The organism is Bradyrhizobium sp. AUGA SZCCT0169 (assembly GCF_018130085.1).
GTDB lineage: Bacteria > Pseudomonadota > Alphaproteobacteria > Rhizobiales > Xanthobacteraceae > Bradyrhizobium.
Map to the genome: position 1 here is coordinate 39,879 of NZ_JAFCMC010000040.1, position 26,443 is coordinate 66,321.

At 64.0% G+C, this 26,443-nt stretch carries 9 protein-coding genes; 2 read left to right on the plus strand and 7 right to left on the minus strand.

Going from position 1 to position 26,443, the window contains the following annotated elements:
- Positions 1 to 18: 18 nt before the first annotated feature.
- Positions 19 to 1,077 (minus strand): GNAT family N-acetyltransferase, encoded by a 1,059-nt coding sequence (locus JQ609_RS29905; protein ID WP_212276341.1) that lies wholly within the window; start codon positions 1,075 to 1,077, stop codon positions 19 to 21.
- Between the two features lie 223 nt (positions 1,078 to 1,300).
- A complete protein-coding gene (locus JQ609_RS29910; RefSeq protein ID WP_409411206.1) occupies positions 1,301 to 3,001 on the minus strand; it encodes a cyclic peptide export ABC transporter in 1,701 nt (566 codons plus the stop codon).
- A 322-nt stretch (positions 3,002 to 3,323) separates the two neighbouring features.
- Between JQ609_RS29910 and JQ609_RS29915 the strand changes: the two genes are divergently transcribed.
- Together JQ609_RS29915 and JQ609_RS29920 are read left to right on the plus strand one after the other, a co-directional pair.
- On the plus strand, positions 3,324 to 4,385 hold the full coding sequence (locus JQ609_RS29915) for a siderophore-interacting protein (protein WP_212276343.1): 1,062 nt from the start codon (positions 3,324 to 3,326) through the stop codon (positions 4,383 to 4,385).
- A gap of 74 nt (positions 4,386 to 4,459) precedes the next feature.
- Positions 4,460 to 5,284: an ATP-binding cassette domain-containing protein gene (locus JQ609_RS29920; RefSeq protein ID WP_212276344.1), complete on the plus strand. Its 825-nt coding sequence runs from the start codon at positions 4,460 to 4,462 to the stop codon at positions 5,282 to 5,284.
- A 32-nt stretch (positions 5,285 to 5,316) separates the two neighbouring features.
- On the opposite strand, the gene fhuB is transcribed toward JQ609_RS29920, so the two are convergent.
- From fhuB to JQ609_RS29945, 5 genes are all read right to left on the minus strand, one after another.
- Positions 5,317 to 7,323, minus strand: coding sequence for a Fe(3+)-hydroxamate ABC transporter permease FhuB (fhuB, locus tag JQ609_RS29925; protein WP_212276345.1), 2,007 nt, complete (start codon positions 7,321 to 7,323; stop codon positions 5,317 to 5,319).
- Positions 7,310 to 8,170, minus strand: coding sequence for an ABC transporter substrate-binding protein (locus tag JQ609_RS29930; protein WP_212276346.1), 861 nt, complete (start codon positions 8,168 to 8,170; stop codon positions 7,310 to 7,312). The genes fhuB and JQ609_RS29930 overlap by 14 nt, the downstream gene beginning before the upstream one ends.
- A 135-nt stretch (positions 8,171 to 8,305) precedes the next feature.
- On the minus strand, positions 8,306 to 9,313 hold the full coding sequence (locus JQ609_RS29935; protein ID WP_212276347.1) for an alpha/beta hydrolase: 1,008 nt from the start codon (positions 9,311 to 9,313) through the stop codon (positions 8,306 to 8,308).
- Positions 9,314 to 9,321: 8 nt separating this feature from the next.
- Entirely contained in the window at positions 9,322 to 25,749 is a 16,428-nt protein-coding gene (locus tag JQ609_RS29940) for a non-ribosomal peptide synthase/polyketide synthase (protein WP_212276348.1), read from the minus strand.
- A partial coding sequence (locus JQ609_RS29945) for a phosphopantetheine-binding protein (RefSeq protein ID WP_212276349.1) occupies positions 25,742 to 26,443 on the minus strand: 702 nt, incomplete at its 5' end. The genes JQ609_RS29945 and JQ609_RS29940, both read right to left, overlap by 8 nt.

Sequence of the window (26,443 nt, forward strand, 5' to 3'; positions counted from 1 at the left end):
CTGCGCTCCGTTCGCGCGTTAGGCTGTGGGTGCCGGAGCGGCCATAGCCGGTAGCCACAGCCGATCACCAAAGAAGCGCTCGCGCAGCAGCATGACCAGGGTGGCCCGCTTGTGTGGAAAATCGAAATTCTTGATCTTCGCAAATCCCGAGAGTTCGAGGTTGCGGAGTTGCTGCGAATGCGCCGTCGCCGGCTCGCCGACGATCCGCCGGGTTCGGCAATCATCCAAGAACATGTAGTGCATCAGCGAGGGCAGCCACGCACTGATGTAGCGGCGTCCACGATAGGCGTCCTCTCCGACGACAACGTGCCAGCCGCGATCGTAATCATCGGCATCGTAAAACGGGGCGATACGGTTTTCCTTGGCCCAATAGACCTCGAAATAGCCGAACGGTGCGTCCCCGAAGCAGCCGATCAGCGGCAGCATGTGCGGATCAGCCAGGATAGTAGACAGATACTTGCGATGCTTTTCGAGATCGCCGGCTTCGTCCCAGAAGGCGTCGACGCGAGGATCGTTCATCCAACGGTGCAGCAAATGAAGATCATCATTCAGATCCGCAACACGGAACGAGATGACCTCGGCGAGCCAGGGAATGAAGCGGGCATACACCATCCCCACCGGTTTTTGCGGACGTCGCGGATGCCGTTTGCCGTCCGTCATGACGTGCAGTTGCGGCATTGGCGGCCGCTCGGCATCGACCAGCCAGTTGTCACGACGCTGCATGACCAAATCCGGAAGCAGCACGAGGTTGCTTCCGGTCACGACAGCGAGGCCATGGTCCAGCAATTCGCGCGCAATCGGTTCCGGGACCGAATCCAGAAAAATCCGGTCGAGGCCCGGACGCCATCCGAACATTGCCTCTGCCGCCGCTGAAACCGCCCGCACCGCAAGTCGCGGATCGTCGGGAGCATCGAGCATCTTCAGATGATCCAGCTGCTCATCGAGACGCAGACGCATCATCGTGGCGCCACCAGCGACGACCTGCAGGTCCGCACCGTCTTGAAGGACTGTCGCGGCGGCGCGTGGCCCGACCGGAAACGCATGAGGATCTTTCGCGGAGCTCGACGCTTTGTTCATCCGGCACTCGTATTGACGTGATTGCTTTAAACAAGACGCGATCTTCGCTCACGCACGCGATGTAAATCACTCCCGTGCAGGATGACAAGGAATGCCAACGCACCCAGTTTAGATTCCTTACAAAACCAATGAATGACCGGGCCGGGACGTGGCATGCCTTGTTCAAGGCCAGCGCCGGTGGCGCCGAACTTAGATTCAAATTTTCCGAGAGAATAAAACAGGTCTAAAGAGGCGCACCGGTTGGAACGGATGACGGCTCCATGACGTTATGCGCCCTCGCCTCGCCAGCGACAATCTTGCCATGCCGGAGCCGCACAAGGTGGTCCGCCGCGCCAAAATAGCGGTCGTCATGAGAGATCACGATGATCGTCTTGCCCAGGCGCTTCAGGTCGGGCAGCAATTCGGTGTAGAAGATATGCCGGAACGCCGGATCCTGATCCGCCGCCCACTCATCGAACACCAGGACTGGCCGCTCCTCGAGCCAGGCATTCATCAGAGCTAGCCGCTTGCGCTGGCCGGTGGACAGATCCGTCGTCGTGAATACGCCATTTTCAACCGAAACCTTGTGGGCGACCTCCAACCGCTCAAGGTACCGTTCCGCGATATCGGGCACCATTCCCGCTCCCTGCAGAAGATCTCCAAACAGGTAGTAGTCGGAAAAGATTGTCGTGAAGAGCTGCCGGTAGTCATCGCGGGTTTCCGTTACGACCGACAGGCCATCGCGAAGCACCGCGCCGCTCTGCGGGGCATAAAGGCCCAGCAGCAGCTTGATGAGCGTGGTTTTTCCGCTGCCATTTTCGCCGACAATGAAAACGATGTCCCCCTGTCGGATATGCAGGTCAATCGGCCCAAGCACGAAAGGATTGCTGCCGGGCACGGTGCGGAAGGCGTACGACACCCCACGGAGTTCGATTGATTTGATCCTGGCCGATGCTTCCGGTGCGGTCGAAGGCGCAGCCAGCAAATCCTGTTCAGGCGTGGAAAACTGTTCCGAGAGTTCGGCGATGCGGCGCATCGCCACCTGTGCGCGGCCGAGCGCGGGCAGAATGCCTATCACCTGGTCGATAGGACCTCGCATATAGAGCAGCACCAGCACAAAACCGCTGGAGACCGAGGCCGGACTGTCCGGCCAAAGGAATGGCCGCAGGGTCAGCGCTACGCCGATCACCACGAAGAACAGCATCGTACCGAAGGCCCGTGCGGTGACGAAAAGATTGATCGACTTGATCTGCACCGTGCTGATCTGGTCGACGGTACGTTGTAACTTGTCGACGTACACGCGCTGCCGGCGGACGCGGTTCAGGCGCAATTCCTTGGCGCCCTCCGCGATCGCCCGGTAGTGCTTCTGCAACTCATCTTCCGAGTCGCGGGCGGCATTGAAGCCCCGAACCCCTCGCGTTCGCGCAAAGGCATGCGCCAGCGAACCCAGGATGATGACCAATCCGGTGATCAGAAACAGCGGCCACGACAATACCGCCAGGTAGACCATGCAGCCGAAAGTGATGACGACAGACACGAAGAAGGACGAGAAGAAGAACGCGAAATCGCTGATCGTGTCGACGTCCTGGGTGAGAACCGGGATCAGGCGATGGGTGCGGTAAACCTCGAGTTGGTCGATTGGAGCCGCCAGAATCTTGGCCGCGAGAGACTTCCGAAGCTCGGCAATGATCCGCTGTCCGACATAATTGGCGCTTATATCGGAACCGATCGAGCCGATCAGGATCAGCGAGCACAGGCCGGCGAAGGCAAAAAGCAGCGTCGCGACATCGCTCTGCGACGCATAGAGACCGCGATTGACGACCGCAAGCAACCCCGCGACGCTGGCGCCGCCGACAATACCGAGGACGACTCCGCCGAGCACGATCGGCCAATACGGCCGCAGGAGATGCAGTATCTGCGCGGTCAGGCCGCTTGGTGGGATCATCATGAGTGCCGCGCTGGATTAATGCTGGAGCGAACCTACACGGCCCGTGGTGGCACGGACAGCCGTGCCCGAGTGATGCGAATACATGATGGCAGCACCGCTATTCCAGTGCTTATTTTCCGGCCTTTTTCGATTGATTCTAATTTGTCATCGGTCACTCATTTAATAAAATGCGCGGGTAGTACTCCCTTTGCATCGCAGCCGAAGAGCGCGTAGGACATAGATCCGGCCGTCGTATCGGACCGCGATACCCGGAAAATCGAGCGCTCGCAGGCCAGCATCGGGCAGGCCCGACTGGAGCAGGCCCGACTGGAGAATAACTTTGGATTCGCTCGTTTCCGAAACCCGCATCCAGCTTGTCGATGCCGCCGGTCTCGCTGCCCGAATGATCGATCATTTGGCCGAGCATGACATCGCCTTCGAGGATAAGGGCGGCCTGATGGTGGCGAAACTGCCGTTTGGAACCAGCTCGCTCGCCGTCGAGGCCGAGACACTCAGGATACGCGTCGAGGCCAACGACAAGGGTCACCTCGAAATGCTGCGTTCGGTCGTAGCATCCCACGTCATCGAGTTCGCAGGCGATGAGGCACCGACGATCGTCTGGTCCGGCCATGAATCCGATGGCGGCACGTTGGCCAATTTCCGCGAGGTACGGCTCAAGGCGGCGATCGATCTCACGCCCCGCATGCGCCGGCTGACGTTCACCGGGGACGACATCGCACGTTTCCTGGATGACGATGACCTCCACGTCCGGCTGTATTTTCCACCGGAAGGCCTCGCCAAGCCTGAATGGCCGTGGCCTGCCGCGGACGGACGTATCATGTGGCCCCAACCGGACCGCAGGCCTCTCACCCGCTACTACACGATCCGTCGCATCGATCTGCAGACCCGCGAGATCGACATCGATTTTGTGGTTCACGACCATGCCGGACCTGGCTCCGCATTCGGGCTCAATGCGCAAGCCGGCGCCATTTGCGGCATGGCCGGTCCTCTCGGGCGAGGTATTCGTCCGGCGCGCTGGTTTATGCTGGCGGGCGACGAAACCGCCCTGCCCGCCATCGCGCGCATCCTCGAAACACTGCCGGCGACGGCAACGGGCGAGGTCTTTGTCGAAGTCGCCGAACAACTCGAGGAAGTTCCGCTGGTCGCGCCAGCCGGCATGTCGGTTCGTTGGCTGCATCGCGGCGACCGTCCGGCCGGGACAACGCAATTGCTGGTCGATGCCGTCAAGGCACTGCGATGGCCCGATCATCGCGAGGTCTTTGCATGGGTCGCCTGCGAAGCGCAGGCGCTGAAGGCGCTGCGAAACCATTTACGCGATGAGCGAAAGCTTTCCCGCGAGCAGCATCTTGCGGTCGCGTATTGGAGCCTGCGTCAGCCATGACGTCCCGGCGTCCGATACGTGGACCGGCCGGGCTGCGTTCTCCTTGCATCACATAGTTTCCACCGGGCGCTTCCATGCACGCAGTTCTGCCAACCGAAACCGCCCCGGCGACGCGCGACGCGGCCATGCCCTTGTTCGAACTGGACCAGGTCAGCTTCGCGGTGGCGGGCCGCGCATTGCTCGAACCGCTGACTCTGACCCTTCCCGCCCGCAGCGTCGTCGGCCTGATCGGACACAATGGTTCCGGCAAATCGACCTTGCTGAAGATGCTGGCGCGGCAGCAGCCAAATTCCTCCGGTACGATCCGCTTTGAAGGGCGTCCATTGCGGGAATGGAGCGATCGCGAATACGCGCGAAAGGTAGCGTACCTGCCCCAGCAGACCCCGCCTGCCGCCGGCATGCTGGTCAAGGAACTGGTCGCGCTGGGCCGTTATCCCTGGCATGGCGCGCTCGGCCGATTTGGCGAGACCGACCGCAACAAGGTCGCGGAAGCCATGGCGCTCACCCACATCGAGGCGTTTGCGGACCGGCTCGTCGACACACTGTCAGGCGGCGAGCGCCAGCGGGTCTGGATCGCCATGCTGGTGGCGCAGGACGCCGAGTGCCTGCTGCTCGACGAGCCGATTTCAGCGCTCGACATAGCCCATCAGATCGAGGTTCTGTCGCTGGTGCAGAAGCTTGCCCGCGAGCGCAACCTCGGAATTGTCGTCGTTCTCCACGACGTCAACATGGCGGCCCGCTTCTGCGACGAGATCATCGCGCTGCATTCCGGCAAGTTGATAACCCGGGGCACGCCTGACAAGATCATGACGCCGGCCGAACTCGAAACCATCTACGGCATCCCCATGGGGGTGATGCCGTCTCCGGATCAAAGCCACCTCATCAGCTTCGCGCGATGAAGGCCAGATCATCCGCCTTTCCACGCAGCAGATCACGCGCGCCGCGGGCGCAATAGCCACACCAGATAAGGACCAGCGAGCATCATCGCGAAGATGCCGGCCGGCATCTGGAACGGGAATATCACCATCCGCCCTGCCCAGTCCGCGAACACCATCAGGGTGGCGCCAATCAGCGCAGCCAGCGCCACCTGATGCAGCGCGCGTTGCGCCCCCATCATCCGCGCCATATGCGGCGCGATGAAGCCGACCAGGCTTAGGAGCCCGACCATCAGGGTCGCGGTCGCGGTCAACAGCGCGGTCAGCAGCATGATAATGATTCGGCTCCGCGCCATGGATACGCCCACCGAACGCGAGGCCGCCAGACCGAGCGGCAGGATATCGAGCCAGCGCGACAACATCGGCACCATCGCCAGCAGGATGATCGCGGCGACGGCCAGTATCGCAGCCTCGGTCGGACCGATCTGATAGAGCGATCCCGCCAGCAACGACAGAAGCATGCCGATGCGCGGATCACCGGTCGCAAGCACCATGGCCATGATCGCGCCGAACGCCGCGCTCATGGCGACGCCGGCCAGCAGCACACGCTCCGGACTGAATTCGGACCGCCGGCTGAACAGCAGAACCAGCCCGAGCACACTGAAAGCACCGATCGCGCCGGCGGCAATCTGCGCCGCGCGGGTGTGGGAAGGCATCGCGTACAGGAGAACGAGCACACCCATCGCAGCGCCGTAGCTGATCCCCATCACCTCTGGAGCCGCCATCGGATTTCCGGTCATGCGTTGCAGCAGCGTACCAGCTACCGCCAGCGTGGCCCCCGCAGCCAAGGCCGACACCACGCGTGGCCAGCGCCACGGCAGAAATTCCTGGATGCCGGCCAGACCGCTCCAACTCCAGCCTTCTGAACCGACCCCGACGGCAAGCGCGATCCAGACCACGAGCAACAACAAGACCAGGCCGTACAAGATCACCCGCCACGGATGATCAAGACGTGGTGGAACGGATGGCGTGAGGTTTCCCACCGGAGCGGCGGCCCGAAGCCGCGGCAGCAACAGCAGCAACATCGGCGCGCCGATCAGGGCCGTGGCGGCGCCAGCCGGCATTTCACGATAACCGGGCGGGATCAGCAGCACAAGTTCATCCGTCAGCCATAGCAGCAGCGCGCCGCAAAGCGGCGCCCAAATCAGCCGGTCGCGAAAACGGCGCGCGCCTGACAGCATAACGATGGCCGGCGCCGAAAGGCCCACGAAGCCCATTACGCCGACCACGCTTACAACTGACGCGCTGAGCGCGATGGCGATGCCCAGCGCGCAGACCCGCGCGCCGGTCAATCCGAGGCCGAGATTGCGCGCAGTCTCGTCATCGAAGCCAAGCAAGGTCAGCGGGCGCACCATCGCCGCGATCAGGGCGAAGGAAATGATGAAACGCGGCGCCAGGAACAGGACGTTGTTCCAGTCCTGCTGATTGAGGAAACCCGCGCCCCAGATGAACAGGCCGATTAAATATTCATGGTTGAGCAATATCAGGGCCTGGGTCGTCACCGCGCAATAATAAGCAACGATCAGCCCGGCAAGCACCAGCACGACCGGCGATAGCGCACGGCGCCAGGTGAGACCGAACACGCACAGAAACGCAGCGAACCCGCCCAGCAACGCAATCCATTCGCGGCCGAAGGTGAGCAGCGACGGCGCCCACAGGGTTGTCACGGACAGCGCGAGATAGGCTCCGTTCAGGACACCGAGGGTACTCGGTTCGGCCAGCGGATTGCGCAGCACCTGCTGACACACCGTTCCTGCCAGACCCAGCGCTGCGCCAGCCAGCAGCGCCACCGCTATGCGCGGAAAGACCGTGTAATGCACCAGCATCTGCTGCGGATCGTTGATTTCGGGACGCCACAGCACCGGCAACCAAGCGCCCGCCGGCAGAAACCCCGATAGATGCCGCCATGTCAGCGCAGCCGCTGCCGCAAACAGCAATCCGATCAGCACCGCCGGATGCATCGCGATCCCGGAGCGGGCGGGCAGCGCCTCAACCTTGCTCATTTTTTTCCTGCGGCAGACGTTCGGCGAGAAGGCGGGCGAAGCGCTCAGCCGCCGGCACGCCGCCATAGAAGAATTGATTTCCCAGCACCGTCAACCGACCCGACCGGAGGAACGGCAGGGTTCGCAACACCGGACTCGACGTGAGCAGAGCTTCGATGTCTGCGACCCGTGAACTCATCAGGATCAGCCGCGCGTCCGGAACCGCCGCGAGCACCTCAAGGCCGACGCTGGTATGTCCCCACGGACCGCTCTGCCCGGTCCAAGCGTTCTTCAATCCGAACTGGTTCAGCACCTCCTGATAGAGGCTGTTCGGACCGAACACCAGCGCACGGTTGCGCGCGATCTCGCTGACGAGATACAACGGTTTTCCGCCGCGATTGCGAAGCTGCTCACCATACCTTGTCATCGCCGCATCGAAACGCGCCAGATAGGCTTCGCATGCGGCCTGCATGCCGACCCGCTGTGCGAGCTCCATCGTCGAACTGCGCGCTGTTTCCAGAGGATGCCGGCCGGGTTTGAAAATCGTGAAGATCTCGACCGGTGCGATCAGCTTGAGCCGGGGTATTGCGGCAGTGATACTGGGATCGATGATGATGATATCGGGCGCGAAACTCTGCAGCAGCTCGAGATTTGGCTCCGAGCGCAGGCCGATTTCCTGAACGCTTGACGGGACAGCCGGCTCGACGACGAGCCTGCCGTAGCGCTCGATCTCCGGGACCACGAGCGGCACGACCCCGAGCGCCAGCAGCGTCTGCGCACAGGCCCAGCCGAGCGCCGCAACGCGCGGCGCGGCCTGTGATGTTGCAGCTTGCGTTGCGCAAAGCGGCCAGTTGCTGCCGAGCAGCACGCCCGCGCCAAGGCTCGCGCCGGCGGTGAGAACGGCGCGGCGTGACGGCCGGCGATCGGGGACATCTACAGACTTTTTGCTCATGGAAATTGGCTCAAAGAGCTCTTGCGGCCAAGGCCAGGGGACAGAAGACCATTATGACATACCTTCAACCGTCCTGTCCGTCCAAGCCCTGCCGCTGGGGGCGCGAAACGCGTTTGCCAAGGCCTGCCCGATCGCAGCCTGCGCCTGCAAGGCATCGGCGACGACATTCCCCATCCGCAGAAATTCATGGATCATGCCCGGATAGATCTGGAGATCGACGGAAACGCCAGCGGCGCGAAGCCGTGCCGCATAGTCGCGCCCCTCATCGACCAGCGGATCATACTCGGCAAGCACGAAAAGCGCCGGCGCCAGCCCAGAGAGATCATGCGCGGCCAGCGGCGCAAAGCGCCAATCGTCGCGGTCGGAATCGTCACGGAGATATTGCCGGAAGAACCAATCGACGGTGTCTCGCTCGAGCAGAAAGCCAGATCCATACCGGTTATAGGAATCCGAATCTTGCCGCGAGCTCAGGCCTGGGTAGGCGAGAACCTGCAGGACGGGCTGCGGCAAACTCGGCTCGCCCTTGGCTGCGATTGCAAGTGCTGCGGCAAGCGTTCCACCGGCGCTATCGCCGCCAACAGCAACGCGGCCCGCGTCCAGCCCGGCCGCCTCCCCCTCGCGACCGAGCCAGGCCAGCGCATCGACCGCATCCTCGAACGCCTTCGGGAATTTATGCTCCGGGGCAAGCCGATAGCCAATCGACAGCACCGCCGCACCGCTAGCGACGGCGAGGCCGCGGCACAAGGGTTGGTGCGAATCTAGACTTCCGACGACAAAGCCGCCGCCGTGCATGTAAAGCAGAACGGCCGTGGGATTTTTCGCGTCCGGCTCCCGCGGGGCGTAGAGCCGCGCGGCGATGGCATCCCCATCGCGCGTCGGCAGGGAGAGCTGGCGTTCGAACGCCAGCGCCGGAGGGTCGACGTCGAGCAACGGCGAAGAAGCGTCGAAATCCGCGCGTGCCTGTATGGCGGTCAGTTGCGGAAACGGAACGCGTGCACCGCTTTCGGTCCCAAGCTGGACCATCTCGAGGAGCGCTGCGATATCGGGATCAAGGCTCATGCGATCGTTCACTCCGCCGGTTCCGGCACCTGGTCCTGCGACGTTGTCGATGTCGCCTCCGGAGCCAGCAGCGCGCAGATCTCATCGAGAAAATCGGCATCCCTGAGGATCGTAAAATGGTCGTCCCCAACAATGCCGCGGTCAACGGCGTTCGGGAGCTGCGCCTCCAGCCGATCACGCTGCGCAAGACGGCCTGACGTCCACCAGCACAATGGCGCGGCCGCGAGACGGTGCGGCGGTGCTGCGTTTTGGGTCAGGGTTTTCAGATGCCGCCCGACAGCGAAGGCGCTGGACAGGTCGTCGACGCCGAGCAGTGTGTCGTCCGGCAATGGTCCCTGCACCGCTTCCAGTACCTGTGCGGCCAGACGCCGGACGTTTTCGGACGTCTCCGGCATGCCGGCGCGTTTCGCCGCTTCCACATGCGGACGGATGCGGCCCGATGCAGCGTTCGGAACAACGGCCGACAGTAATCCCGCGAGATCATCGGCCCAGTGGTCAACGGTATCCTGCCGATCCGATCCGCCGTGTGTCCGCAGCACGAAGCTGTCGACCAAGGCAAGACGAACCACACGCTCACCGCTTCGTTCGAGTTCGGCCGCAACGAGCGTGACGAGAAGTCCTCCCAGCGACCAACCGATCAGGCTGTACGGACCGCGGGGCTGCACCTGCCTGATCTCGCGCGCATAATCCGCCGCCATCGCCTCGAGCGACCGGTCGCTCCACGAACTGTCGACAAGCATCCGCGATTGCAGCCCGATCACCTGCCGGCGTCCCTGGAGGCGCCGCGCCAGCGGTCCATAATCGAAGACGGTGCCGAAACCGCCATGCACGCAGAACACCGGCTGCGTTCCAGAAACCGCAACGTTCAGTGGCAGCAACGCCGACGGCGCTGCTGCAGCGGCGGCGCTGGTATCAGCCAGCAGCGCATGGATCGTCGGTTTTTGCAGGAGATCGCGAAGCTTGATCTCGATGCCAAAACTCTTGTCCTGACGGAGCCGGGCAACGACCTTGAGACTAAGGATCGAGTTGCCGCCAAGTTCGAAGAAATTGTCGGTGACGCCGACTTGCGGCAGCTTGAGTATATCGGCCCACAGACGGGCCATCGCGGTTTCCACCGCCCCCTGCGGGGCAACGAAGCTTCGCGCCGCGGTGTCGGGCGCCGGCAGCGCGCGCCGGTCGATCTTTCCGCTCGACATGACCGGCAGGCGGTCCAGCACCATGATCCGTGCCGGCACCATGTAGACCGGCAATGTCCGCCTTAGGAATTCGGTCAATCTGTCGACCAGCGCTTCGGCAGGCGCTCCCGACGCGTCCTTTGCCGCCTTCGGCGCGACATAGGCAACGAGCTGGCTTCCGGCATCGCCCGGCAGCGCCACCACCGCCGCCTGCTCGATCTCCTCGTGACGAAGAAGCGAGGTCTGGATCTCGCCAAGCTCGATCCGGAAGCCGTTGATCTTGACCTGGTCGTCGCTGCGGCCGAGATACTCGATGGTGCCGTCCTCACACCATCGCGCCAGGTCGCCGGTGCGGTACAGGCGGGCGCCGGGCGCCGCTGCGAACGGGTCGGGCACGAAACGCTCGGCCGTCATGCCCGCTTTGCCGTGATAACCACGCGCCAGCCCAAGGCCTCCGAGATAGAGCTCTCCTGCGACGCCGGCGGGAATGATATTGAGCGAGCCATCGAGAATGTAGGCGCTGCGATCACCGACCGGCAGACCGATCGGCACGTAGGGCGTATCGCATTCGGCGTCGCCATCAACCTTCCAGACCAGCGGCGTGACCACGGTTTCGGTCGGACCGTAACCGTTGATCAGGATGCGCGGTTTCAGGACGCGCTTGACCTTGTCGAAACCCGCCTTCGGCATCGCCTCACCGCCGAAGGAATACAGTTTGACCGGGGGCGGGTTGGCCGCCTGCTCGACCCACTCCGCGACCTGCTGAAGGTAGGCGGGCGGCAGGCCGATATGGCTGACGCCATGGGCGTGCAAAGCTTCGACGGTTTGCTCCGGCGTCCACAACTCCGCGTCACGCATCAGGAGCCGCGCGCCGTGCGACAGCACCGTCAACCAGCGTTCGTGCGCGCCGTCGAAAGCCAGCGACAGGAAATGCAATTCGCACGAGTCCTCGTCGATCTCGTAGAGGCTTCCCGTGACGTGACAGTGCATCGCGAGCGGCCCGTGGGCAACCGCCACACCTTTTGGTGTTCCGGTCGAACCGGAGGTGTAGATCAGATAAGCGAGGTTTTCGGAGCTCAAATCCGATTGCGGCGCATGGTCCGGACCCGCACCGAAATCGAATGTGGAAAGAGAAATCCTTTCGACATCGTCCAGGTCCTCTTCGAGCTGCCCCGTCAGCAGGAACGAAATCCCGGCATCGCGCATGACAAACCTGCGGCGCTCGGGCGGGAGCTCCGGATCGAGCGGAACGTACGCGCCGCCCGCCTTGAGGACGGCGAGCAGCGCGACCATCGTGGCTTCGGTTCGTTCGACCACGACGCCGACGCGCTGCTCGGGCTTGAGCCCGCGGCCAATCAGGTGATGGGCAAGACGATTGGCTTTGGTGTCGAGCGCTCCGAACGAGAGCACCTTGCCGCCGATGGTAAGAGCGGTTCGTTCCGGGTGACGCCTCGCATGTGCGCTGATCGCCTCATGCACCAGCGGCAATGCGACGGCAGGCACCGCGTGGCGGTTGCAGTTGTCGGCAAGACCGGCATCGACCGTCGTGACCGGATCGATGCTGCCGAGCAGCACCGACGCGTCCCGCGTCAGCGCCGCCAGCAGATGCTCGAACTGCAGCCTGATCTGCTCGGCCTGCGCTGCCGTAAAATGGCTCGGCATATAGGTGTATTCGACCTGAAGCGTTTCCTCGACGAGCACCGACAGGTCCATCGGATAGTTCGTCACGTCGACATTCTTCAGGCCACCGAACTGCAGCGAGCCATCCCCCTTCTGCAGCATGCCGCGTTCAATCGGATAGTTCTCGAATACGATGATGCTGTCGAACATCGTCTGACCGCCGCGTCCGGCCCAGCTCTGAATGTCGTAGAGCGGCGTGTGCTCGAAATCCCTGATCGCGAGGTTACGATCCTGAAGCGCCCGTAACCATTCTCCGACCGTGCTTGCGTGCGACGGCGATTCGATCACGGGCAACGTGTTGATGAAGAGACCGAGCATCTGCTGCGATCCATCGAGGCCGGCCGGGCGACCGGCGACGGTGACGCCGAAAGTCACGGTCTGCTGACCCGTATAACGCTGCAGCAACAAGGCCCACACACCCTGGACAATGGTATTAAGCGTGATCCGCTCACGGCGAGCAAACGCCTTCAACTGCGCGGTCGCCGTCGCGCCGAGCCGCGTGTAACAGCGCGCGTGGCCGGAAGCCGGATGACGGCGAGAACCGAAGGCATCGGCGAGTTGCGTCGGCTCGTCAAAGGACTTGAGTTGTTCGCGCCAGGAGCCTTCGGCCGCTTGCGCGTCCTGCGCCACCAGCCACGCGATATAGTCGCGGTAACGCGTCGGGTTCGCCGCGGGCGACCCGCCGTAATAGCGCTCCAGCACCTCGCCGACAAAGCGCGCCGAGCTCCAGCCGTCCATCAGGATGTGATGATAGGTCCAGATCAAGCGATAGAAGTCGTCCTCGAGGCGCAGCAGCCGGACCCTTTGCAGGGGCGGCGCCGAGAGGTCAAATTCGGCAGCACGCTCGCCGGCCAGAGCCGCCGCAATGCGTTCGTCGGTAACGATTTGCCCGCGCCAGTCTTCCTGTTCGAACGGCGCGGCGGCGTCGCGATAGACGGCTTGCAGCGGCGATCCGGATAGCTCGCGCCACAGGAATCCGGTCCGAAGCATCGGATGACGCGCGGTCACCTCGCGCCATGCAGACCGGAAGCGTTCGGAGTCGAGCCCACGGATTTCAACACTGACCTGATTGACGTAAACGCCACCGCCGGCGTCGCGCAGGCTGTGGAACAGCATGCCCTGCTGCATCGGCGACAACGGGTAGATGTCCTCGATCCGGCTCCAGTCGAGACCGAGCTTTTCGAGCTGTTCGCTGGTCAGGCCCGAGAGTGAGCCCCGCACCGGCGCCGGCGCTTCCATTGGTGGCCGGACTTGCCGGGAGACCGCTGCAAGCGTTTCGATCGTTTGATGCTGAAAGCAGTCCCGCGGCTCAATCAAGACGCCTTCGCGGCGTGCGCGGCTGACCATTTGCAGGGAAATGATCGAGTCCCCGCCGAGCTCAAAGAAGTTGTCTGTCACACCGATGTTGGGTTGGCGCAGCAGATCGGCCCAGATCGCAGCCAGCGCCGCCTCGGTTGCCGTGCGCGGCGCGACATGCTCGGCAGTGGCAAGCTGATCCGGCGCCGGCAGCACCTTGCGGTCGATCTTGCCGTTCGGCGTCAGCGGCAGCCGGTCTAAGACCATGATGCGCGCGGGGACCATGTAGTCCGGCAGCACCGATGACAGCGCGGTCTTGATCGCTGAGCCATCCAGCGACGCCTCGCCGCTGACATAGGCCACCAACTGGCGGCCAGCGCCGACCTCGCGCGCCACCACAATGGCTGCGCGCACTGCGGCCTGTTCCATCAGCCGTGCCTCGATCTCGCCGAGCTCGATCCGGAAGCCGCGGATCTTCACCTGGTGATCCGAGCGGCCGATATATTCGATCACACCGTCGGATCGCCACCGCGCCACATCGCCGGTGCGGTACAGCCGTGCACCGGCAGGGCCGAACGGATCGGGAATAAAACGTTCCGCCGTCAGCGCGCCGCGCTGCCAGTAGCCCCGCGCAAGGCCCTCGCCGCCGATATAGAGTTCGCCGGCAACCCCGACCGGCGCAAGGTTGAGATCGCTGTCCAGGATGTGCAGCGTGGTGTTGCCGATCGGACCGCCCAGCAACGGACGGTCGTCCTGCGCGTCGAGGCGATGACGGGCCGACCACACGGTGGTCTCGGTCGGACCGTACAGATTCCAGACCTCACCGGCCTGTGCCACCAGCCGCCGCGAAAGATCCGGTGGCAGCGCCTCGCCGCCGCACAGCACGCGGCAGCTTGCCGGAAGTTGTGGCCTGTCGTGATCGAGCAGCATCCGCCAGGTCGACGGGGTCGCCTGAATCATCGTCACGCCTTGGGCTGTCACCAGCGCCTTCAGTTGACCCGGATCATGCGCGGCGGCACGATCCGCCAGCACCACGCGCGCGCCCAGCGTGAGCGGCAGCCACAGTTCCAGCACCGCAATGTCGAACGACAGCGAAGTCAGGCCGAGCACGCGGTCCTGTGGCGTCATTCCCGGCTGTTCCGCCATCGTCGCCAGGAAGTTCGTCACCGCGTCGTGGCGGACCATCACGCCCTTGGGCAGGCCGGTCGAGCCTGAGGTGTAGATCACATAGGCCAGGCTCTCGGGGTGGACAGCGACATCGAGATTGGCGGCATCAGCGCCCTCACCACCAGCCGCCTCGTCGAGCAGCCACGACTCGGCGCCGGTCTCCTTGAGCACCGGCGCAAACTGCTCCAGCAACGACGTCTGCGTCAGCACCAGTCCCGCGCCGCTGTCGCCCAGCATGTGCGAAAGCCGCTCCGGCGGGTAATCCGGATCGAGCGGCAGATACGTCCCGCCGGCCTTCAGCACCGCCAGCAACGCTACCATCATTGCGACGCCGCGCTCCAGCGCCAGACCGACCACCACGTCCGTCCCGACACCGTAACCCCGCAACCCCCGCGCCAGCCTGTTGGCCCGCTTGTTCAGCTCGCCATAGCTCAGCTCCTCATCGCCAAACACCAGCGCGATCGAAGCCGGGGACCGGCGAACCTGCTCTTCGAACTGCGCGACAATTCCCCGGCGTGGTCGATCACGACGGGTACTGTTCATGCGCCAAAGCAGCGCCTCATCAGCAGGATCGTTTGCCGCGATCATACCGACCGGTCGATCCGCATCGGCGCTCAACGCCTCCAGTAACCGCACGAAGGCGGCCTGCAGCCGCGCCACCTGGGCCTCATCAAAATGCTTGCGCTGATAGTTGAGCACCAGCCGCAGCCGCTCGTCGAGACCGACGCTCGCGAACAGCGGATAGTTGCTGGTCTCGGTGATCCTTGTCTCGCCGACACGGACGCGCTGGTTCTTCTCCTTCAGCGCGCTGTCGACCGGATAATTCTCGAACACCAGGATGCTGTCGAACAGCGGCCGTCCGGGTCGTCCCGCCAGGCGCTGGATTTCATAGAGCGGCGTCCAGCCGAATTCGCGCATGGTCAGATTGCGATCCTGCAGCTCGCGCAACCATGCGCCGACTTTCTGCTGCGGAGCGACGCTGTCGACGACCGGCAAGGTGTTGATGAACAGGCCCACCATGTCCTCGGAGCCTGCCAGTTCCGACGGCCGGCCCGACACGGTGACGCCGAAGCAGACCGTGCCCTGCCCGGTATGCTGGCGCAGCAATTGCGCCCATGCCGCCTGCACCAAAGTGTTCAGCGTCACGCGCTCGCGCGCCGCGAATTGCTGCAGCCGCCCGGTCAGCGCGACGTCCATTTCCAGCGCCAGCGCACCGTGACCCGTTGCTTCTCCGCTCGACCGCTCCGCCGAGCCATTCGAGAGGAAGCCCGCCTCGCCCCGCTCCGCCATCGCAGTCCGCCAGAAGATGGCTGCGGCGTCACGATCCCTGCTCTGCAGCCAGCCGATGTAATCCCGATAGCGGCGCTGCAAGGCAGGCAACCGGCCGTCGCCGCTATACTTCAACACTTCGGCGATCAGTCGCGCCGAACTCCATCCGTCGAGCAGGATGTGATGATGGGTCCAGATCAGCCAGTGACGGTCTTCGCCAAGACGGATCAGCCGGACCCGCTGCAACGGCGGCCGCGACAGGTCAAAGCCTTCGAGGCGTTCCTGGCACGAGACGTCCGTCAGGGCTGCATCCAGTGCGGATGGCTCCAGCACCGCAAGGCGCGCGCGCCAATCCTCCTCGATGAACGGCACCTCGGCGTGGCGATAGACCACCTGTTGCGCCGAACCCGACAGGTCACGCCAGACAAACCCGGTGCGCAGCACCGCATGGCGGTCGCTGACCGCCTGCCAGGCCAGACGAAGCTTGCCGGCATCAAGGCCGTGTATCTCGGCAGCGACCTGGTTGACATAAAGCCCGCTCTCGCCGTCGTGCATCGCATGGAACAGCATGCCCTGCTGCATCGGCGACAACGGATAGACATCCTCGATCTTGCGCCAGTCGAGCTCGAGCTGGTCGAGATCGGTCTGGCTGAGCCCGGACAACGCCACATCGGACGGCGTGATTCCGCAAACACCACTCGAGCAGTGATCGACCAGTTCCCGCAGCGCCGCGTTATACAACACGGCCAGCCGTTCGACCGTCTCGCGCCGATAGCGCTTGCTGCCGAAGCCGAATGACAGCCGCAACTGGCCCTCGCGCACCGTGCCGTTGACGCTGAGCCAGCGCCGCAGAGGGCTCGATGCACTCCGCGAGGAGCCCGCGCTTTCCGGCGCCATGGCGAACGCCTCTCCGGCGCCGCCGTCGATCTGGCCAAGATAATTGAACGTGATCTTCGGCTCGATCGCTCTCGACAGGGCCATGCGTTGCTCTTCCGAGCCGAGATAGCGCAACACGCCGTAGCCCAGCCCGCGGCCGGGAATGGCGCGAAGTTCTTCTTTCACGGTCTTGATCAACGACGACAGATCCTGCGAGCCGCCGGCCAGACGCACAGGAAACGCGGTCGTAAACCAGCCGACCGTGCGCGAGATATCGATATCGCCGAACAAATCCTCGCGGCCGTGACCTTCCAGCTCCACCAGGACATCGTCTTGACCGCTCCATTGCGAAACGGCGCGCGCAAGGCCGGCGAGGAGAAGGTCGTTTACTTGCGTGCGATAGGCGGAAGGCGCGTCCGTCAGCAGGCGTTGCGTCAGTTCAGCCTCGAACGACAGCGAGATTTCATCGGCGTCGGCGATGGTGTCGACACCGCCATGATCGTCGTCGCACGGAAAATCCGTAACTCCGCTGCGCTCCACCCAATAGGGCAGTTCTGCCGCGAGCTCGGACGACGCTGCGTAAGCATCGAGCCGGGCCCCCCACAGGGAATAGGCCTGGCTCTTCGGCGGAAGCGCAACCGCGTTGCCTTGCGTCAACTGGCTGTACGCCGCCGCGACGTCTTCCAGCAGCACCCGCCACGACACGCCGTCGACCACGAGATGATGAATCGCGATCAGCAAACGTTGGCTGCCGTCGGCAACATCGATCCCGACCGCACGCAGCAGCGGACCATTGGCCAGCGACAGGCTCGCCTGCGCCGACGATCCAAGAGCCGTGACGGCTTCGCTATCAACAGCGCTTCGGACCCACAACAACTCAGCCATGTCAGGCGCAGCGCGGTGCTCCGCGCGCCACACGCCGTCCCTCGCTTCGAAGCGAAGCCGCAACGCGTCGTGATGGGCCAGCACGGCCGCTATCGCGCGTCCCATGACCTGCCAATCAACCCGGTCTTTTGGCCGTAACAGCACCGCCTGGTTCCAGTGATCCCGTTCTCCAACATCCTCTGCAAAGAACCGCGTCTGGATCGGCAGCAACGGATGTGCGCCGACAATCAACCCTTGCTCGGCGCGCGTCTCGCTCTGCCGCTCGGTACGTGCCGCATACGCCAGGGCTTCCAGCGTCTGATGCTGGAACACATCGCGCGGTTCGATCAGGTAACCGGTGCGTCGGGCGCGGCTCACCATCTGCAGCGAGATGATCGAATCGCCGCCGAGTTCGAAGAAATTGTCGGATAGGCCCACAACAGGCCGGCCGAGCAGCTCGGCCCAGATCGCCGCGAGCGCCATTTCCGCCTGGGTACGCGGCGCCTGGTGCTCCGAGCCGGTGCCGATCGTATCCGGTTCCGGGAGCGCACGGCGGTCGACCTTGCCGTTCGGCGCCAGCGGCAGCCGATCCAGCGTCAGGATTCGCGATGGCACCATGTAGTCAGGCAACACGGACGACAGCGCCGCGCGCAAAACCGTCCCGTCAAGTTCGTCCGCCCCGCAAGCGTAGCCGAAGAGCTGACGCCCCAGTCCCACCTCGCGCGCAACCACCACCGCGGAACGTACGCCGGGCTGCTCCAGCAGCCGCGCTTCGATTTCTCCAAGCTCGATGCGGAAGCCGCGGATCTTGATCTGGTGGTCGGATCGCCCGACATACTCGACGGCACCGTCCGGGCGCCAGCGCGCCAGATCCCCTGTCCGGTACAGCCGCTCGCCGGGACCGCCGAACGGATCCGGGATGAATCGCTCCGCCGTCAACCCCTGGCGCTGCCAATAGCCGCGCGCCAGCCCGACGCCGCCGATGAACAGTTCGCCCGTCACCCCGGCCGAAACCAGATTCAGCCCGGCGTCAAGGATGCGAATGGCCGTGCCCGGAATCGGTCGTCCGATCGGCACGCGCACCGCGCCGTCGTCACTGCAATTCCAGAACGTCGCGTTGATCAGGGCCTCGGTCGGACCATAGCGGTTGTCGAAGCGAACCCTGGGGAAGGCCGCGAGCACGCGGGCCTTCAACTCCGCCGACAAGGCTTCACCGCCGGCAAACAGCCGCTTGAGTGTCACGCAGCGTTGCACCTCCGGCTCTGCGATAAAATGCTCGAGCATCGGCGGTACGAAATGCAGCGTGGTTACATCGTGGGCAACCACTGCGTCGATGAGAAGCCGCGGTTCGCGATGCGCACCCGGCGCGGCGATCGCAAGGCGAGCGCCAACGGTGAGCGGCCACAAGATTTCCCACACCGAGACGTCGAAGCTGAACGGCGTTTTCTGCAGCAGGGTTTCGTTGGCAACGAGGCGATACTCCGCCTGCATCCAGCCGAGCCGTGCGGCCAGCGCGCCATGCGAGCAGGCAACGCCCTTTGGCATGCCCGTCGATCCCGACGTGTACATCACATAGGCGAGACCGGCTGGATCAAGCGCAATGTCGAGATTGCCCTGCTCCGCTGCCCCGGCCTTATTCTCGGCGTCGATCGTCCATGCCTCCGCGGTCGCCTCGGCAATCACGGGCGCGAGGCGTTCAAGCAGCCGGCTTTGAGTCAGCACCAGCCTGGCGCCACTGTCCCGCAGCATATGCACCAGCCGGTCAACCGGATAATCCGGGTCGAGCGGCAGATAGGCTGCACCCGCCTTCAGCGCCGCGAGAACGCCGACGATCAGCTCGACGCTGCGCTCCAGCGCGACACCGACCAGTTGGTCGCGACCGATACCGCGGTCCCGCAATTGTCGCGCCAGACGATTGGCGCGAGCGTTCAACTCGCCATAGCTGACCAGTTGATCGCCGAACATCAATGCGATCGAGGACGGCAAAGCAGCCGCGCACGCCTCGATCCGGCTGACGATCCCGCCGCCAAAATCCAGACTCTTGTCCAGCTCGATTGCGCCTTCACCCCAGGCCAGCACTTGCCGGGCCTCATCGACATCGAGCCCGGTGAGTTCGCCAAGCGGTGCGGCGGCAACCGTCACGATCTGCGCGAGCAGGCGCGACAAACAGGCTTGCAAATATCTTATCTGGCCTTGGTCGAACCGGCCGCGGTCATACCGGAAACCGAGATTGATGCCGTCGGTCTTGGCGAATACCGCGACCGTAAGCGCGTAATTGGTGATCGAGACCTGCTCGACCCGACCGAAGCGGGAGCCGCTTTCATTCTCGCCGCGCAGGGCCTCATCGATCGGATAGTTCTCGAACACCAGGATGCTGTCGAACAGCGGCCGGCCGGATCGTCCCGCCAGACGCTGAATCTCGTAGAGCGGCATCCAGCCATGGTCGCGCAAGTCAATGTTGCGCTCCTGCAGGTCGCGAAGCCAAGAACCGATTTCGGCTTGCGGATGTGCCTGATCGACCACCGGCAGAGTGTTGATGAACAGGCCGACCATGTCTTCGGACCCGGCGATCTCCGCAGGCCTGCCCGACACGGTCGCTCCGAAACACACAACGCGCTGCCCGGTATGACGCCGCAACAGCTGCGCCCAGGCGCCCTGCAGGAGCGTGTTCAGCGTCACGCGCTCGCGCCTGGCAAACGCCTGCAATCCTGCGGTCAGATCAGCGGTGAGAAACAGTTCCAGCGAACCGTGGCCGGATGCGCCTGTGCTCGAAGGCCCTCCCAGCACATCCGCCAGGAAGGTCGGCTCGTCCAGCTCGGCCAAGGCGGTACGCCAGAACGCCGCCGACGCGTCACGATTTTGCCTTTGCAGCCAGCCGATATAGTCGCGATACCGTCCGCGCACCGCAGGCAATCGGCTGCCGCGTTCGTGCTGCAGTATCTCGGCCACCAGCCGCGCCGAGCTCCAGCCGTCGAGCAGAATGTGGTGATGCGTCCAAATCAGCCAGTGGCGGTCTTCCCCTAGTCTGATCAGCCGCACCCGCTGCAGGGGCGCATGCGATAGATCGAAACCCTTGATACGCTCGGTTTGCGACGCCTGTGCCAGCGCGGCCTCGAGTTCGCTGTGGTTCATGCTGGAGGCCTGCTCGCGCCAGTCTTCTTCGACGAACGGCAACCTCACATGACGACACACCACCTGCTGCGCCGCGCCCGACAGTTCGCGCCAGGCGAAGCCGGTCCGCAGCACCGCATGCCGGGCGCTTACTTCCTGCCAGGCCGCTCGCAACCTACCGGAATCGATGCCGCGGATTTCCAGGCCGACCTGGTTGACATAGTTTCCGCTTTCGCCATCGCGCAACGCATGGAACAGCATGCCCTGCTGCATCGGCGACAGCGGATAGATGTCCTCGATCTCTCGGCAATCGATCGTCGCACTGAGAATGTCGAGATCAACCTGGCTCAATCCCGAGAGTTCAACGTCAGACGGTGTGATTCCGCGGGCACCGCCGGTGCAATGGTCCACCAGCTCACGCAAGGCTGCCGCATACTGCTCTGCGAGGCGTTCCACCGTCGCGCGCTGGTAGCGCTTGCGACCGAAACTGAACGACAGCCGCAGCAGGCCATCCCGCACCTGGCCGTTGATGCTCAGCCAGCGGCCGAGAGGCGCGCTCGCACTGCGTGCGGCGCCGGCGCTCTCGGGCGCAACCTTGAACGAGGCTCCCTCACCCAGGCTCGCATCGAACTGGCCGAGGTAATTGAAAACGATACGCGGCTCGGGGATTGCGGAAAGCGCATGGCGCTGCTCTTCGGTGCCGAGATAGCGCAGAATACCATAGCCCAGCCCGCGCGCGGGGATCGCCCGCAGCTCTTCCTTAACGGCCTTGATCAGCGCAGCGTCGTCGTCCGAATCTCTTGGCAGGCGGACAGGGAACGCCGCGGTGAACCAGCCCACCGTGCGTGAAATCTCCGTACCCGGAAAGATGTCTTCCCGGCCATGGCCTTCGAGTTCGACAAGAACATCGTCAATCCCGCTCCAGCACGATACCGCGCGCGCCAACGCCGCCAGCAGCAGATCGTTGACCTGGGTGCGGTAGGCCGACGGCGCCTCCTTGAGTAGCCGCGTCGTCAGGCCCGCGTCGAATGTCAGCGAGATTTCCTCGCCCTCAGCAACGCGATCGACGTCGCCATGATCGTTGTCACAGGGCAGATCGGCGTTGGGCTTGCGTTCGATCCAATACGGCAGCTCGGCAGCCAGCTCGGCGCTGTCTGCGAGCGCTTTCAGGCGCGCAGCCCAGGACGAATAGGATTGGCTCTTTGGCGTTAACACAACCGAGGCCGCGCCCTGCGCCATCTGACCGTAAACCGATGCGACGTCTTCCAGCAGGACCCGCCACGACACGCCGTCGATGACGAGATGATGCACCGATATCAGGAGCCGCTGGCTGCCGTCGGCAAGGTCCATTCCGACCACGCGCAACAGCGGTCCTTGCAATGACAGGCTCGCCTGGGCCGCTGACGCCAGCGCCGTCACCTCGGCTACATCGCGTATGCCGCTCCGAATCCAGAATAGTTCCGAGGCTGGAGGCGCGGTATCATAGGCGGCCCGCCAGACATCGTCGATCTCTTCGAAGCGAAGGCGCAGCGCATCGTGATGGGCCACGATAGCGGCGACCGTGCGCTCCACGACCGCCCAATCCAGCCGCGACTGCGGCATCAGCAATACGGCTTGGTTCCAGTGATGACGTTCGCCGGCATCCTCGCCGAAGAACCGAGCTTGAATAGGCAACAGCGGTTGCTCGCTGCCCGCCAGATCCTTCTCGGGTTCGGTGGCCGGCATGGTCTGTTCCGTGCGCGCCGCCAACGCCAGTTCCTGCAATGTCTGGTGCCGGAAAACATCACGCGGCTCGATCAGCAGGCCGGCCTGCCGGGCGCGACCTACCATCTGCAGCGAGATGATCGAATCGCCGCCAAGTTCGAAGAAGTTGTCGTCGACGCCAATCAGGGGCTGGCCAAGGAGCTCCGCCCAGATCGCGGCAAGCGTCGTCTCCGTCGCGGTGCGCGGCGCGACGTGTGCGGCGGCGGCGTGCATTTCGGGGGCCGGCAAGGCCTCACGATCCACCTTGCCATGCGTGGTGAGCGGCAGACTTTCAAGTCTGATGATGCGAGCCGGCACCATGTAGTCCGGCAGCCCGTCCGAGAGTGCGCTGAGGATTGTCGTCTCGTCGGACGCGCCTTCACCACAGACATAACCGACCAGTTGCTGGCTTGCGCCGGCGTCGCGGGCAACAACGACGGCCGATTGCACGCCGGGCTGACGCATCAGCCACGCCTCGATTTCGCCGAGCTCAATCCGGAAACCGCGGATCTTGACCTGATGATCGGAGCGACCGAGATATTCGATCACGCCATCCGCGCGCCACCGCGCCAGATCGCCGGTGCGGTACAGCCGCATGCCCGGCGCGCCAAACGGATCGGGGATGAACCGCTCCGCCGTCAGCGCGCCGCGCCGCCAGTAGCCCCGCGCCAACCCTTCGCCGCCGATGAACAGTTCGCCGGTCACGCCGACCGGTACAATGTTCAGATCGGCATCGAGGACATAGGCCGACCGTCGGCCGACCGGGCGACCGATAGGCGCATAATTGCCCTCAATCTGTTCGCTGGCATCGACCTTCCAGACCAGCGGCGTTACGACGGTTTCCGTCGGGCCGTAACCATTGATCAACGTCCTCGGCTTGAGCGCGCGCTTGACCTTGTCGAAGCCAGCTTTCGGCATCGCCTCGCCGCCGAAGGAATAGAGCGAGACCGGCGGTGGATCGCCGCGCCACTCAGCAAATTCGGCGAGCTGCTGCAGGTAAGCCGGTGGAAAGCCGGCGTTGGTGACGCGCTGCGTGCGCATGACGTCGAGCGTCTGCTCGGCTGACCATAGATTCTCGTCTCGCATCACCAGCGTGGCGCCGCAGGTCAGCGCGGTCCAGAGCCGTTCATGCGCACCGTCGAACGTGAAGGACAGGAAATGCAGTTCGCGGGAATGCCGGTCCATATCGTAGAGCCCGGCGGTCACCTCGCAATGCATCGCGAACGGCCCATGCTCGACCGCGACACCTTTCGGCATTCCGGTCGAACCCGACGTGTAGATCACATAGGCGAGGCTTTGCGCTGCCACGGCGATCGCGGGATCGCGCTCCGGCTCCTGGTCAAGATCAGCAGCATCGAGCGGAATAACTTCGACCCCGGACCGTTGCGGGATAAGCGCGTCGCCCGCCACAACGGTCAGCACAAAACGCACGCCGGCGTCGCGCATGGTGGCGAGCTGCCGCTTGACCGGGTGGTCGGGATCGAGCGGCAGATAGGCGGCGCCCGTCTTCAGCACGGCCAGCAGCGCCACGACGAGAGATGGCGAACGTTGCGATGACAGGCCGACCAGGTCGGAACTGACGACACCCAAACGGATCAGGCGATGCGCAAGGCGGTTGGCGCGACGGTTGAGCTCCTCATACGAGATAACGTCATCGCCGAAGACGAGCGCCGGCGCATCGGGTGTTTGCGCGGCAAAGCCGGCTACCGTCTGATGCACGGGCATGAACGGCGTCGCCGAACCGGCGCCGGCTTCGTTCCAGTTCCGGACTTGAGTCAGTTCCTGCTCGGAAAGCAGCGCGATGTCGGCGATCGACTGTGACGAATCCTGAGCCATCGTCTCGAGGAGCGTGGTCCAATGCGCCGCAAGGCGTTCGATCGTCGCCGCTTCGAACAGAGCCGTCGCATAGGTGAAGATCGCCCGTATCTCTCCCGACGGTCCCTCCTCGCTGTCGAGCGCCAGATCGAACTTGACTGTGTCGACATGGGGCTCGGTTTTCTCGATCTGCAGGCCGGTCAAGCCGAGCAAATTGTCCGATGCCCGGCGACGCTGGTGATTGTAGAGCACCTGGAAGAGAGGATTTTGGCTCAGGCTGCGCTTCGGCTGCAGCACCTCCAACAGCCGTTCGAACGGAAGATCCTGGTTCTCCTGGGCTTCGATCGTGGCTGTATGGACGGTTGCGATGAAGTCGGCGATCGTCGCGCGTCCGTCGAGCTGCGTGCGCAGCACCTGGGTGTTGACGAACAGCCCAATCATCCCGCGCGTCTCGTCCCGGTGGCGATTGGCGACCGGCACGCCAACGCTGATGTCGGTTTGTCCAGTGTAACGATAGAGCAGCAGCTTGAAGCTCGCCAGCAGGACGGCGAACAGCGTCGTCTTTTGCGTACGCGCCAAAGCACGCAGGGCATCGGCGAGCGCCGGATCAAGCTCCATGCGAATTGCTGCCCCGGCGAGGTCGGGCTCCGCCGGCCGCGCCCGGTCGATGGGGAGCTGCAGCACCGCTGGATGCTTGAGACGCGTCGTCCAGTAGTCGATCTGCCGGTCGCCGTCGACCGCGCTCATCCAGAATCGTTGCCATTCGGCATAGTCGATATATTCAACATCGAGCTCCGGCAGCGCCGGCGCCCCGCCTCGCGCAACGGCCGCATACAGCTGCCAGAACTCGTCGACCAGCACCGCCATCGACCAGCCATCGGCGACGATATGGTGCAGGCTGACCACGACAAACCTGTCGTCTTCTTCCAGCGTCAGCACTACGACCCGCATGAGCGGGCCGGCCTCGAGATCGAAGGGTCGTGCGGCTTCCTCGCGCGCCAGCAGGCGAGCCTGCTGTTCGCGATCATGGCCATCCAGCTTGGCGTGCCTGATCTCGACCGGCTGCGGATCGAGCAGGATCTGCTCGGCTTCCCTGCCCTCCTGCCGAAACACCGTGCGAAGCGCGCCGTGCCTGGCAACCAGCCTGTCGAAGGCCTGCTGCATCGCATGCACATCGAGTTGGCCGCGCACGCGCACCGTGGCCGAGATATTGTAGGCGGTGCTATCAGGATCCATTCGCCAAAGGAACCAGAGGCGCGACTGCGCAAAGGAAAGCGGCGCGCGCGTCCGTTGCTGGCGCGCAATCGGCAGCATGGCGAGGTTAACGCCCTTGGCCGCCAGCTGCGTCAGGAACGCACGCTGCTTGTTCGCGTCGAGGCGCATCAATCGCCGTGAGATGTCGGCAAGCTGCTGCTTCTGCGTGGTGGCGGGATCACTCATCGGAAAATTCGACTTCCTTCAACATGTCGAGCATCGCGGCGAGGTCATCGCCGCGCTTGTCGACGTGAATCTCCGGGGCGAGGCCAGCCGCCATCGTCTCAACGGTCGTCATTTCAAACAGGCGGTTCAGCGGCAGATCATGGCCGAGATCGCGCTTGATGCGGCTGATGAGCTGGACGGCGGTAAGCGAATCCCCGCCGAGCTCGAAGAAGTTGTCGGTCACGCCTATATTGGGCTGGCGCAGCAGATCGGCCCAGATCGCAGCCAGCGCCGCCTCGGTTGGCGTGCGCGGCGCGACATGCTCGGCAGTCGCAAGCTGGTCCGGCGCCGGCAGCGCCTTGCGGTCGATCTTGCCGTTCGGCGTCAGCGGCAGCCGGTCCAGCACCACGATGCGCGCGGGGACCATGTAGTCCGGCAGCACCGATGACAGCGCGGTCTTGAGCGCTGAGCCATCCAGCGACGCCTCGCCGCTGACGTAGGCCACCAACTGGCGGCCAGCGCCGACCTCGCACGCCACCACAATGGCTGCGCGCACTGCGGCCTGTTCCATCAGCCGTGCCTCGATCTCGCCGAGCTCGATCCGGAAGCCGCGGATCTTCACCTGGTGATCCGAGCGGCCGATATATTCGATCACACCGTCGGATCGCCACCGCGCCACATCGCCGGTGCGGTACAGCCGTGCACCGGCAGGGCC

Bases quoted from the DNA above. Each gene is read 5' to 3' on its own strand.
- JQ609_RS29910 (WP_409411206.1), bottom strand. From the start codon at position 3,001: ATGATCCCACCAAGCGGCCTGACCGCGCAGATACTGCATCTCCTGCGG.
- JQ609_RS29920 (WP_212276344.1), top strand. From the start codon at position 4,460: ATGCACGCAGTTCTGCCAACCGAAACCGCCCCGGCGACGCGCGACGCG.
- JQ609_RS29935 (WP_212276347.1), bottom strand. From the start codon at position 9,313: ATGAGCCTTGATCCCGATATCGCAGCGCTCCTCGAGATGGTCCAGCTT.
- JQ609_RS29940 (WP_212276348.1), bottom strand. From the start codon at position 25,749: ATGAGTGATCCCGCCACCACGCAGAAGCAGCAGCTTGCCGACATCTCA.
- JQ609_RS29905 (WP_212276341.1), bottom strand. From the start codon at position 1,077: ATGAACAAAGCGTCGAGCTCCGCGAAAGATCCTCATGCGTTTCCGGTC.
- fhuB (WP_212276345.1), bottom strand. From the start codon at position 7,323: ATGAGCAAGGTTGAGGCGCTGCCCGCCCGCTCCGGGATCGCGATGCAT.